This window comes from Methylobacterium brachiatum (assembly GCF_020523825.1).
Lineage (GTDB): Bacteria > Pseudomonadota > Alphaproteobacteria > Rhizobiales > Beijerinckiaceae > Methylobacterium > Methylobacterium brachiatum.
This window is the reverse complement of the sequence record NZ_JAJALK010000001.1, coordinates 96,280-107,035: the sequence shown is the minus strand read 5'-3', so window position 1 is coordinate 107,035 and position 10,756 is coordinate 96,280. Positions and strand designations below refer to the sequence as shown.

Genomic DNA, 10,756 nt, shown 5'->3' with positions numbered 1-10,756 from the left:
CCTCACACGGCATCGCGGCCGCTCCGGCGACGCGCATGTCCATCACGGCTCGGCCCTGGCCGACCGGCCCGGGGCCGCCGTCTCGGCCTGCGCCGTATGGGCGGCGTGCGGGTCGGCCACGAGGCTGCCGTCCTGGACCTTGTACTGCCCGGCGGTGATCACCCGATCGCCCGGCTTGAGATCGCCCGCGAGCACCTGCGTCCGCCCGGAATCGGAGCGCCCGGCCTTCAGGGCCCGCTGATGCGCGTGGCCGGACTCGTCGATCACGAAGGCGAACAAGCCGTCCGGACCGTGCTGGACGGCGTCGTCCGGCACCGTCGTGGCCGCCGCGACCGTGCCGACCCGCATCTTGGTCGAGACCGACAGGCCGGGCCACAAGGCGTGGTTCTGGTTCTGGAACACCGCCTTCAGGCGGATCGTGCCGGTGGCGGTATCGACCTGGTTGTTGAACAGGGCGAGCTTGCCGTCGGCCAGCTTGGTCAGCCCGTCCGTGGTCCAGGCCGAGACCGGCACGTCGCCGGTCCGCAGGGCCCCGCCGATCGCGGGCAGCTGGTCCTCCGGCGCGGTGAACACCACGAAGATCGGCTCCACCTGCGTGATGGTCACGATCGGCGACTGGCCGGCCGCGGTGACGATGTTGCCGATATCGACCTGCCGGAAGCCGGTGACGCCGTCGATCGGCGCCCGGACGGTGGCGTAGCCGAGCTGGGTCGTGGCGTTGTCGATGGAGGCTTGGTCGGAGGCGACCTGCGCGGTCAGCTGGGCGACCAGCGCCGTCTGCGTCTCGGTCTGCTGGCGGGACGCGTAGGCGCCGAGACCGGTGTAGCGCACCAGATCCGCCTTGGCGTTGTTGAGGTTGGCGGTGTCCTGGTCCTTCTTGGCCTTCGCCTGGTCCAGGGTCGCCTGGTAGGGGCGCGGATCGATCTGGACCAGGACGTCGCCCTTGCGGACGTTCTGCCCCTCGCGGAACGCGACCTGCTGGATCTCGCCGTCGACGCGGGTCCGCACCTGGACCGTGTTGTAGGCCTGGACCGTGCCGAGCCCGTTCAGCAGCAAGGCGAACGGGCCCTGATCGACGGTCCCGAGGGTCACCGGCACGGGCGCCGCCGTGGCCACCTTCGCCTTGGCCGCCGGCCGCTGGGTCGTGCGCACGTAACCGTAGGCGCCGCCGCCCAGCAGGGCGAGGACCACGATCGTCGTCACCAACCCGCGGGACCGCCGCGGCTTCTGCTCACCCTTCATCGACCGCGGCCCCCTCCGCCGTGGAACGCGCCCGTCTCGTCCGATCGAGCCGCGTCGCGCTGGCTGTCATCCTCGCCCGGCATGCCTAACTGGCCCTTGCGCCATCAGGGCGCGAAGCGCTCCGCGCGCTTCCACCCGGGCGCATCGCGGAGCCCCGTCGACGGATATTGCATTCCCTAGCATACAATCGACGCGGCAACATCAAGGCAGCGCCTCCGGTGAACGCCGCTAGCGCTCGGCAAACGGTCCCGCCGGCTGCCGATCGTGCCCGTGGCAAAGGCTTCGCACATGGGCCACAAGCCGGTGTGACGGCGCGTGGCGAAGCGCGGCGAGGCGAAACCAGAACACCGGGACCCCGCATGGCCGAGACTGTGGAACTGGACGGCTTAAACGAGCTGCGAGCGGCCCTTCTCGAAGAGCGGCAGACGATCGTGGCGTCGGTGCGGAAGCTGCGCGACACGCGCCGGCAGAAGGGCACCTTCGTGCTCGGCGATGGCGCCGCCGCGGGACCGCGGCTGGTCGCGGTGCAACACCAGATCGACGTCGTCGAATCCATCATCGCCACGCTGACGAAGGTTTGAGGGCGGCCCGGCCCCCCGCGCGAATGCGCCGCCGAGCCGTTCGGACAGGTGCCACGTCTCCGTGTCCGCTATGTTTCTGCAGTTCGTGACATGGCCGTTGAGAGCGGTGACCGCTTAAGGGCAAACGATCCGCTGGCAACGCTGGACAAGCGCCTTGCCCAACCGGGAATATTCCAATGTCGGCGACATAAATAGGCTCGCGCGACACTCGATCATCTGGGAATGTGAGTCGATATGACTGCGTATTATCTTTCAGACCGGCTTTTGCCGGTTGAACGCACTGCGATCCGCCCCTGGCAATGTCATCCCGGCATCGGACCACCCCACCCGGAACTGTGCGGCCAAAGCCGGGGGCGGCGGCAAGCACGGCCATAGGTATTCTGCCGCGCTCCAGTCCGACGCTTCGAGAGACGGCCTCTGTGCACCGCATTGCCTTCTGCAATCGCCACGGTGATCAGACTTCGGCTCGCGGTCAGCGCATCGTACGGCTCGGGCACAAGCATCGGTCGGCCGCATCACGCAGCGAAGATCTGATCCGGCGTGACGAAGCCGGCCGGTTGTACAGGACATGCCTGTATTTGAGGCTGGACTGCCGAACGGATGTGCTGATACCGGACCGCAGCTCAAGGCGCGGGACGGCACGACATGGACGCCTTCGATCAGACCCATACCGAAACCGACACAGCGGCCGCGTTTCCGGACAGCACGGAGGCGGCAACGCTCTGGGCCGCCATCCAGGCCGATCTCCGGGCGCGTGACGAGCGCACGGCCCGCCTGCGGGCCATGCGCCTCATCGCCGGGGACGACGAGACGGCCTGACAGCCCGCGACGGGTTCAGGGCTTCCCGGTCAGGTCGAAGGCCGGGAGACGGGACGCCAGTGCAAATCCGACCGCCATCGCCATGGCCTCGGCCTGGGCGATCAGGTTCGGATCGCCGCTATCCCGGGCCGCCTGAAGCAACCCGACGGCGTGCTGGCCGAGCCTGCGGTCGATCGTGTCATCGACGCGGGTGCTCCGGTGCGTCTGACGTTCGTGCGGGCCGGGATTGGTCATTGGCGTGCCGCGGGTCTCGACGGAACGGGCATGGGCTTGAACGGCGCGGACGCCGTGATCCAGGATTGCGTGTCCATGACATCCGCGAAGACGCGCATGACCGCGCTCACCGAGCGATGGATGTCGTCGGCCGCGATGCCTTCGAGATCGTGGCTGGCGGAGGCGTCGGACAGGAACGTCACCTCCTGCCCCCGGTGGAAGCCGTCGATTGCGGTGGCGAGGCAGGCGGCCTCGCCGGCAAAGCCCGCGATGACCAATTGCGCGCCGCCGCGCTCCATTGCGTCCGCGAAGGCGGGGCTGGCGTAGCAGGACGGCCGGTCCCGATCGAAGATCATGTCGCAGCCATGTGGCTCGAATCCCTCGATCCAGCGCGCGAAGCGCGTTCCGGGCTGGAACAGCGGCGCCCCGATCCAGCGCACATAGGCCACCGGAATGCCGCTCTCCCGGGCGTGATCCAGGGCGAGCCGGCACTTGGCGAGGGCGGGCGCAATGCCCGCGAGGGCCAGAGGCCGTCCGACGATCTCGTATTCCTGCTGCATGTCGACCAGCACCAGAACCGGGACGCTGCTCGGCCGGCGGTAGAGCGCCGGGTTCACGTGCCGGGTCATCGCGCCGCCTGCTGATCGACGGAGGGCCGGGTGACGGCGCGACCGCGCGACCGGTCCAGGGCGCCGGCCTTGTGCCATCGGCCCTCGGGTCGGATGATCACGTAGGGGTCGACGCCGATGCCGATCGCCTCCGGATGCGGCTCCGCCTCCATCAGCATCTCGACATAGTCGAAATCCGAGAACACGAGTTCCTGCGCACCCTCGAACACCCGGAACCCGAACCGGCTCCAGAACCCGACGAGGCGCTTCTGCGCGTGCCCGTAGAGGCGGCGATAGCCCTTGACCCGGGCCAGCTCGATCCCGGCCCGGACCAGCGCGAAGGCCAAGCGGGTGTTGCGGTACTCGGCCCGCACCGCCAGCCGCTCGATCTTGGCGAAATCGGCGAAGAAGCGGATCCGCAGGCACCCCGCCGGCTCGTCGCCGACATAGCCGATCAGGTGGGTGGCCGAGAGATCGTTGCCGTCGAACTCCTCTTCGTACGGGCAGGCCTGCTCGGCCATGTACACCGCGGCCCGCAAGGCGATGACGCGGGAGAGATCCTCGAAGCTGCGCGCCACGGCGACGCTGACGCCGGTGAGCCCGGGGCGATGGCTGTCGTAGGGGGGCAGGCGTTCAGCCGCCTCGGACCGGACGAACATATGCAGGCTCGGCGCGCGCAGCCCCCGCCACGCGGCACCTTTGGTGAAGCCGATCCCTTCCAGATAATCGGCCCCCTCCGGCGTCGCCGCGCGCGCATAAAGGTCGACGTCGCGGCACAGCGGCGTCGAGATCCGCTGCAACATCAGGGCGACGGCGGCTGCGAGCCGGCGACGGGCGTGGATCACCCACAGATAGATTCCGGCCGGGCGCTCATGCTGCCGGGCGATGAAATGGGACGCCGGATTCGTCGGGTCGAACTCGCCCGAAAGGAGGGCCGTCATCCCGGCGTCGTTCAAAGGTAGGACTGCCGTAAGGCCCTCGCCGCGCGGGGATTGCGCGTCGTAATCCCCGCGTTTGGCAATCGCGAAGACAGTATCGGGATTGATGGTCATCACCCGACGCACCACGGCGAGGTCGGCCAGACCGGGCAGAACGCTCCGTGTCTCCTCCAACAGACGTTCGAGGTCGGCCGGCGTCGGGGTAAACAGCACGAGATGGCGGGCGAGGCGGGCAGCCCTCAAATCGATGATGTCGTGGCGTGCCTCTGATGCGGCCGCATGAGGATGCCGCGCGTAATCGGGCGGCGAAACGTGGACGGTCATCGCGTCAGCTTTCGCGGGTGATTGGTAACGAGCACCGGCTTCGCATGGTGAACTTCCCGCGTCTGTGCAAAAATTGAAGTATGGGAGGTCCACAGATGGAACACGACTCCGTTGTCGCTGCCGGCATGCCCGATTGGCAGGATCTGCGGCTGTTCCTGGAGCTCGAGCGGCGGGGCAGCTTTCGCGCCGCCGCCGCCGCGGTCGGCCTGTCGATCAACACGCTTCGTCGCCGCATCGAGGACCTCGAGGCTCAACTCGGCGTGACGCTGCTGACCCGCCACACCGACGGAATCCGCCTGACTGCGGAAGGCGAGAAGATCCTGTCGGCGACACGAACGATGGAGAGTGCGGCCTACTCGGTCCTGCGCGCGCGGGACGCGGCTTCGGCGACACCGGACGGCGAGGTGCGCATCGCGGTCACCGAAGGTCTCGGGACGTTCTGGCTGGCCCCGCGGCTCGTCGAGTTCCAACGCTCGAATCCGCGCCTCGTCGTGGACTTACGCTGCACCATGGACCCGGCGGATGTCGCCCGCCTGGAAGCCGATGTGGCGGTCCAGCTCGTGCGGCCGGTCAATCCGGATCTCAAACTGGTGAAGCTCGGGCGGCTGCATGTGATGGCCTTCGCAGCACGCAGCTATCTCGACATCTACGGGATGCCTGGCGGCGTCGAAGACGCGATCCGTCATCGGCTGGTCCTCCAAGTCTCCAGTCAGACGGTCAGCATGGCCGAATATGCCCGCCACACGCCCGGGCTCCCGCAATCCGGCTATGTGACGCTCAAGACCAACGTCAGCAGCGCCCATTACTGGGCGGTGGCCAACGGCGCCGGTATCGGCTGGCTCCCGACCTACGCGAGCGCGATCGGCGCCCGCGTCGTCCCAATCGACGGCCTCGTCCAGGTCGGGCTCGACATCTGGCTGACCTATCACCCCGATGCTGAGCGGATCGAGCGAGTCCGGCGGTCGATCGACTGGATCCGCGCCAGCTTCGATCCCGGACGATATCCCTGGTTCCGGGACGACTTCATCCATCCCCGCGACCTTCCAGCCAAGCTGAAGGGCTCGACGGTGCCGGAGATGTTCGCGGGGTTCGCCGGGATGGAACGGTAGAGGGCACCACGGATCCGTCTTGACCCCACGCCGAGCATGATCCTTGCTCCCGTCGCCGCGACGACGAGGTATCCCGTGCTGCTGACGCCCCGCGAGAAGGACAAGCTGCTGATTGCCATGGCGGCGCAGGTGGCGCGCAACCGGCTGGCGCGCGGGGTCAAGCTCAACCATCCCGAGGCGATCGCGCTGATCACCGATTTCGTGGTCGAGGGAGCCCGCGACGGGCGCAGCGTCGCCGAGCTGATGCAGGCGGGGGCCAACGTGCTCACGGCCGACCAGGTGATGCCCGGCATCGCCGAGATGATCCCCGACATCCAGGTGGAGGCGACGTTCCCGGACGGGACCAAGCTCGTGACCGTGCATCACCCGATCCGGGGAGCGGCGTCCGCGGACGTGCCCGGCACCGTCACCACGGTTCTCGGCGAGATCGTGTTCAATGCCGGTGCGGACCGGACGATGATCGAGGTCGCCAATACGGGCGATCGGCCGATCCAGGTCGGCTCTCATTACCACTTCTTCGAGGTGAATCCGGGTCTCGTCTTCGAGCGCGAGAAGGCGCGCGGCCGGCGCCTCGACATCGCGCCCGGCACGGCGGTGCGGTTCGAGCCGGGCTCGACCCGGGAGGTCGTGCTCGTGCCGCTCTCGGGCGGACGCACCGTGTACGGGTTCCGGGGTGACGTGATGGGCAAGCTTTGACCCCGTTTCGCAGCGACGCGCCCCGTTGGTTCAGGCTTGCGGACGCTTCGGACACCTCCTTACTCATGAGCGATGTAGTAAGGAGGCGGACATGAAAGCGGCGGAAGCCAAGATCACGTCGAAGGGTCAGGTGACGGTGCCGGCCGCGCTTCGCAAAGCCCTCGGCGTGAAGACAGGCGACAAGCTGGTCTTCACGCAGGATGCGCAGGGGCGCTTTCTCGTCGAGGCGCGGACCGACGCGCTGGCCGCATTGCGCGGCATCGTCGGCCGTCAGGATTGCGATCCGATCGAACCGGTCGACAGGGCGCGCATTCCGAATTGGATCGCAACAAGCCGCAGTGCCCGCTGGAATCGCACGGACGACGCGCCCGAGGATGACGAGGCGTGATCGGGCTGGACACGAACGTCCTGCTGCGCTGGCTCGTGGATGAAACGGTTTGGCCGGACGACACGCCGGAGCAGACTGTGCTCGCCACGGAGGCCCTGAGCCGGCGCGACGCCCAATTCTTCGTCAACGCGGTGGTGCTCGCGGAAACCGTCTGGATTCTGGCGCGGCCCTTGCGCCAGAAGAAGCCCGCCCTTGTCTCGGTGATCCGTCGCTTGCTCAACGCATCGAATGTCTTTGTCGATCATCGCGAAGCGGCCGAGGTAGCCTTGTCGGCCTGGGCCGGCGGCCGCGGTGACTTCGCCGATCACTTGATTCGCGCCATCAACCGTTCGGCCGGCTGCAAGACCACGCTGACCTTCGACCGGAGAGCCGAACCCGCGGACGCTTTTACCCAATTGCGCCGGGAGCCCTGACCGTCATGGCCAACTTGCCCAAGCCCGCCGCCCTTCCTCGCGCCGCCTATGCCGACATGTTCGGCCCGACCACCGGCGACCGGATCCGCCTCGCGGATACGTGCCTCGAGATCACGGTCGAGCGCGACTTCACCACCTATGGCGAGGAGGTGAAGTTCGGCGGCGGCAAGGTCATCCGCGACGGGATGGGCCAGAGCCAGGTCACCAACGCGGCCGGCGCCGTCGACACGGTGATCACCAACGCGGTGGTGCTCGACCATTGGGGCATCGTGAAATGCGATGTCGGCATCGTGCGCGGGCGGATCTTCAGGCTCGGCAAGGCCGGCAATCCCGACGTGCAGCCCGGTGTCGACATCGTGGTCGGCCCCGGCACCGAGGTGATCGCCGGCGAGGGCAAGATCCTCACGGCCGGCGGGTTCGACAGCCACATCCACTTCATCTGCCCGCAGCAGATCGAGGAGGCCCTGTGCTCGGGCGTCACCACGATGCTGGGCGGCGGCACCGGGCCGGCGCACGGCACCTTCGCCACCACCTGCACGCCCGGCCCCTGGCACATCGCCCGGATGATCGAGGCGGCCGACAGCTTCCCGATGAACCTGGCATTCGCCGGCAAGGGCAACGCCTCGCGGCCGGAGAGCCTCATCGAGATGGTCCGGGCCGGAGCCTGCGCGCTCAAGCTTCACGAGGATTGGGGCACGACGCCGGCGGCGATCGACACCTGCCTGTCGGTGGCAGATGCCCACGACATCCAAGTCATGATCCACACCGACACGCTCAACGAGTCGGGCTTCGTCGAGGACACGATCGCGGCCTTCAAGGGCCGAACGATCCACGCCTTCCACACCGAGGGGGCCGGCGGCGGCCACGCGCCGGACATCATCAAGGTCGCCGGGCTGCCCAACGTCCTCCCGTCCTCCACGAACCCGACGCGGCCCTACACGAAGAACACGATCGACGAGCATCTCGACATGCTCATGGTCTGCCATCACCTCGACCCGTCGATCCCCGAGGATCTCGCCTTCGCGGAGAGCCGGATCCGGCGCGAGACCATCGCGGCCGAGGACATCCTCCACGATATCGGCGCGCTCTCGATGATGTCGTCGGACAGCCAGGCCATGGGCCGGGTCGGCGAGGTCGTGATCCGCACCTGGCAGACCGCCGACAAGATGAAGCGCCAGCGCGGTGCGCTGGCGGGCGACACCTCCGGCACCGACAACCTGCGCGCCCGGCGCTACGTCGCCAAGTACACGATCAACCCGGCCATCGCGCACGGCGTGTCGAAGCATATCGGCTCGGTGGAGCCCGGCAAGCTGGCCGACCTCGTGCTCTGGACGCCGGCCTTCTTCGGGGTAAAGCCCGATCTCGTGCTGAAGGGCGGCAGCATCGCGGCCGCCCCGATGGGCGACCCCAACGCCTCGATCCCGACGCCGCAGCCGGTCCATTACCGCCCGATGTTCGGCGCCTACGGGCGCGTCCCCTACGCCACGGCCCTGACCTTCGTGTCCCGGGCGGCGGTGGAAGACGGGTTGCGGGAGCGGCTCAGGGTGCAGAAGCAGCTGGTGGCGGTGGAGAATGTCCGCGGCGGCATCTCGAAGAAGGACATGGTGCTGAACGACGCCACGCCCGTGATCGAGGTCGATCCCGAGACCTACGACGTCCGGGCCGACGGCGAACTCCTGGTCTGCGAACCCGCCGAGGTGCTGCCGATGGCGCAGCGCTATTTCCTGTTCTGAGCTATCCTGGCGCGGACGGACAGGAGGCCGGGCATGGCGAAGGCCGCGTTGAAACCACCCCCGAAGGACGATCTCTACGAGACCGATTTCTTCCTCTGGACCCAGGCTCAGGCCGCTCTGCTGCGCGCCCGCCGTTTCGACGAGCTCGACCTGGACCATCTGATCGACGAGGTGGCGAGCGTGGGCGCCAGCGACAAGCGCGAGATCCGCAACCGCCTGACCGTTCTGATCACCCACCTGCTCAAGTGGAAGTATCAGCCCGGGTTCCGATTCAGCAGCTGGAAAGGAACGATCGCCGAGCAGCGCGCCGGCCTCGCAGAGCTTCTGGACGCCAGCCCGAGCCTGCGCCGCTATCCCAGCGACGTCTTCGCAATGTGTTACCTGCCCGGCCGCCGCAAAGCCTCGGAGCAGACGGGGATCGATTTCACCCTCTTCCCCGAACACCCTCCGTTCACACTGGAAAACGCGCTGTCCGATGGCTTCCTGCCGAAGGAGCCCGATCTCATTGACCAATCCTGACGTCATGATCCGCGCCACCCGCATCCTGCGCCGCGAGCACCTGTCCGGCGGCGAGATCGTCGACCGGGTCGTTCTGGAGTCCGGCGAGCGCCATCGCCGCCGCATCGCCCTGCGCGGCGCCGGGGGCTTGGGCTTCCTCCTGGATCTGCCGGAGGCGGCCGTGCTGGACGACGGCGACGCCCTGGTGCTGGAGGATGGCCGGCTGATCTGGGTCGAGGCCGCGCCCGAGCGGCTGCTGGAGATTCGCGCCGCGAGCGACCACGCCCTCAAGCGGCTGATCTGGCATATCGGCAACCGGCACATCCCGGCCGAGATCGGCGCGGAGGCGGTCTGGATCGCCGACGACCATGTGCTCGCCGACATGGTCCGGGGGTTGGGCGGCACCGCGGAGCCGGTGGAGCGCCCGTTCCGGCCGGAGGGCGGGGCCTATTCCGGCGGTCACGGTCATGATCACCCGCATGGCGGGCATCATCACCACCACGCCGATGGGTGAGAGCCTTGAGGCGTTGCGGCTAATGGCATGGCTGTCGCCGGGCTACCCGGTGGGCGCCTATGCCTATTCGCACGGGCTGGAATGGGCGGCCGAAACCGGGGACGTTCGCGACGAGGCGAGCCTCGCCGCCTGGCTCGCCGATGTCTGCGCGCATGGCGCCCTGCGCAACGACCTGATCCTGGCCGCCCACGCGCAGCGAGCGGTGTCGTCCGCCGAACCGGCGCGGATCATCGCGATCAACGACCTCGCCCTGGCCCTGGCGCCGTCGCGCGAACTGCATCTCGAGACCAGCCAGCAGGGGCGCAGCTTCCTCGACGCGACGCTCGGCGCCTGGCCCTGCGACGCCCTGACGGCTTTGGCCGCGCAGCTGTCAGGACCGGTCGCATATCCCGTGGCGGTCGGCGCGGCCGCGGGCGCGCACGGGATGGCATTGCAGCCCCTGCTCGCCGCCTACGGCCTCGCCTTCGTCCAGAACCTCGTCTCGGCGGCGTTGCGGGCGGCGCCCGTGGGACAGGCCGCCGGCACACGGGTGATCGCCGCCCTGATACCCCGGCTCACGCGGCTGGCCGAGGCGGCCGGCGCGGCCGATCTCGACGCGATCGGGTCGGCCACCTTCCGCCTCGATCTCGGCTCCTTCCGGCACGAGACGCAATATTCCCGCATTTTCCGATCCTGAGGCT

14 protein-coding genes are annotated in these 10,756 nt (G+C 68.4%); 10 read left to right on the top strand and 4 right to left on the bottom strand.

The genetic code is table 11. The features are described 5' to 3' along the window. Window positions 1-42 precede the first annotated feature (42 nt). Window positions 43-1,242, bottom strand: coding sequence for an efflux RND transporter periplasmic adaptor subunit (locus LGR69_RS00500; protein WP_230364857.1), 1,200 nt, complete (start codon window positions 1,240-1,242; stop codon window positions 43-45). 359 nt (window positions 1,243-1,601) lie between these two features. Here LGR69_RS00500 and LGR69_RS00495 point away from each other — a divergent pair, with 359 nt between their 5' ends. After that, window positions 1,602-1,823 (top strand): hypothetical protein, encoded by a 222-nt coding sequence (locus LGR69_RS00495; protein ID WP_007562173.1) that lies wholly within the window; start codon window positions 1,602-1,604, stop codon window positions 1,821-1,823. Window positions 1,824-2,468: 645 nt separating this feature from the next. Beyond that, window positions 2,469-2,642: a hypothetical protein gene (locus tag LGR69_RS00490; protein ID WP_230364856.1), complete on the top strand. Its 174-nt coding sequence runs from the start codon at window positions 2,469-2,471 to the stop codon at window positions 2,640-2,642. A gap of 15 nt (window positions 2,643-2,657) precedes the next feature. Here LGR69_RS00490 and LGR69_RS00485 read toward each other — a convergent pair whose 3' ends face one another. From LGR69_RS00485 to LGR69_RS31990, 3 genes are read right to left on the bottom strand one after another with little or no spacing between them, the layout of a single operon-like run. Continuing rightward, window positions 2,658-2,876 (bottom strand): hypothetical protein, encoded by a 219-nt coding sequence (locus LGR69_RS00485; RefSeq protein ID WP_230364855.1) that lies wholly within the window; start codon window positions 2,874-2,876, stop codon window positions 2,658-2,660. Then, window positions 2,873-3,484 carry a cysteine hydrolase family protein gene (locus LGR69_RS00480; protein ID WP_007562167.1) on the bottom strand — a complete coding sequence of 204 codons (612 nt, stop codon included), beginning with the start codon at window positions 3,482-3,484 and terminating at the stop codon, window positions 2,873-2,875. Before LGR69_RS00480 ends, LGR69_RS00485 begins: the two co-directional genes overlap by 4 nt. Continuing rightward, a complete protein-coding gene (locus LGR69_RS31990; RefSeq protein WP_307354574.1) occupies window positions 3,481-4,725 on the bottom strand; it encodes a GNAT family N-acetyltransferase in 1,245 nt (414 codons plus the stop codon). Before LGR69_RS31990 ends, LGR69_RS00480 begins: the two co-directional genes overlap by 4 nt. A 95-nt stretch (window positions 4,726-4,820) precedes the next feature. Here LGR69_RS31990 and LGR69_RS00470 point away from each other — a divergent pair, with 95 nt between their 5' ends. The 8 genes from LGR69_RS00470 to LGR69_RS00435 all read left to right on the top strand — a co-directional run bounded on the left by LGR69_RS00470 (window position 4,821) and on the right by LGR69_RS00435 (window position 10,752). Beyond that, complete coding sequence (locus LGR69_RS00470; protein ID WP_230364854.1) at window positions 4,821-5,834, top strand: LysR family transcriptional regulator; 1,014 nt, start codon at window positions 4,821-4,823, stop codon at window positions 5,832-5,834. Between the two features lie 75 nt (window positions 5,835-5,909). Beyond that, the gene (locus LGR69_RS00465) at window positions 5,910-6,530 is read left to right on the top strand and encodes an urease subunit gamma (RefSeq protein WP_230364853.1); all 621 of its coding nucleotides are present in this window, start codon (window positions 5,910-5,912) and stop codon (window positions 6,528-6,530) included. Between the two features lie 91 nt (window positions 6,531-6,621). Further along, entirely contained in the window at window positions 6,622-6,918 is a 297-nt protein-coding gene (locus tag LGR69_RS00460) for an AbrB/MazE/SpoVT family DNA-binding domain-containing protein (protein WP_230364852.1), read from the top strand. Then, window positions 6,915-7,331 (top strand): PIN domain-containing protein, encoded by a 417-nt coding sequence (locus tag LGR69_RS00455; RefSeq protein WP_230364851.1) that lies wholly within the window; start codon window positions 6,915-6,917, stop codon window positions 7,329-7,331. Before LGR69_RS00460 ends, LGR69_RS00455 begins: the two co-directional genes overlap by 4 nt. Before the next feature lie 5 nt (window positions 7,332-7,336). Continuing rightward, window positions 7,337-9,064, top strand: a complete 1,728-nt coding sequence (gene ureC / locus LGR69_RS00450) for an urease subunit alpha (protein WP_230364850.1) — start codon at window positions 7,337-7,339, stop codon at window positions 9,062-9,064. Between the two features lie 33 nt (window positions 9,065-9,097). Beyond that, a complete protein-coding gene (locus LGR69_RS00445) occupies window positions 9,098-9,583 on the top strand; it encodes a DUF29 domain-containing protein (RefSeq protein ID WP_230364849.1) in 486 nt (161 codons plus the stop codon). A 4-nt stretch (window positions 9,584-9,587) separates the two neighbouring features. Continuing rightward, window positions 9,588-10,076, top strand: a complete 489-nt coding sequence (locus LGR69_RS00440; protein WP_230365202.1) for an urease accessory protein UreE — start codon at window positions 9,588-9,590, stop codon at window positions 10,074-10,076. Next, window positions 10,042-10,752, top strand: coding sequence for an urease accessory protein UreF (locus LGR69_RS00435; RefSeq protein ID WP_230364848.1), 711 nt, complete (start codon window positions 10,042-10,044; stop codon window positions 10,750-10,752). Before LGR69_RS00440 ends, LGR69_RS00435 begins: the two co-directional genes overlap by 35 nt. The last annotated feature ends 4 nt before the right edge of the window (window positions 10,753-10,756 follow it).

Bases quoted from the DNA above. Each gene is read 5' to 3' on its own strand.
- LGR69_RS00480 (WP_007562167.1), bottom strand. From the start codon at position 3,484: ATGACCCGGCACGTGAACCCGGCGCTCTACCGCCGGCCGAGCAGCGTC.
- LGR69_RS00500 (WP_230364857.1), bottom strand. From the start codon at position 1,242: ATGAAGGGTGAGCAGAAGCCGCGGCGGTCCCGCGGGTTGGTGACGACG.
- LGR69_RS00490 (WP_230364856.1), top strand. From the start codon at position 2,469: ATGGACGCCTTCGATCAGACCCATACCGAAACCGACACAGCGGCCGCG.
- ureC (WP_230364850.1), top strand. From the start codon at position 7,337: ATGGCCAACTTGCCCAAGCCCGCCGCCCTTCCTCGCGCCGCCTATGCC.
- LGR69_RS00460 (WP_230364852.1), top strand. From the start codon at position 6,622: ATGAAAGCGGCGGAAGCCAAGATCACGTCGAAGGGTCAGGTGACGGTG.
- LGR69_RS00485 (WP_230364855.1), bottom strand. From the start codon at position 2,876: ATGACCAATCCCGGCCCGCACGAACGTCAGACGCACCGGAGCACCCGC.
- LGR69_RS00435 (WP_230364848.1), top strand. From the start codon at position 10,042: ATGGCGGGCATCATCACCACCACGCCGATGGGTGAGAGCCTTGAGGCG.
- LGR69_RS00445 (WP_230364849.1), top strand. From the start codon at position 9,098: ATGGCGAAGGCCGCGTTGAAACCACCCCCGAAGGACGATCTCTACGAG.
- LGR69_RS00440 (WP_230365202.1), top strand. From the start codon at position 9,588: ATGATCCGCGCCACCCGCATCCTGCGCCGCGAGCACCTGTCCGGCGGC.
- LGR69_RS00470 (WP_230364854.1), top strand. From the start codon at position 4,821: ATGGAACACGACTCCGTTGTCGCTGCCGGCATGCCCGATTGGCAGGAT.
- LGR69_RS31990 (WP_307354574.1), bottom strand. From the start codon at position 4,725: ATGACCGTCCACGTTTCGCCGCCCGATTACGCGCGGCATCCTCATGCG.
- LGR69_RS00495 (WP_007562173.1), top strand. From the start codon at position 1,602: ATGGCCGAGACTGTGGAACTGGACGGCTTAAACGAGCTGCGAGCGGCC.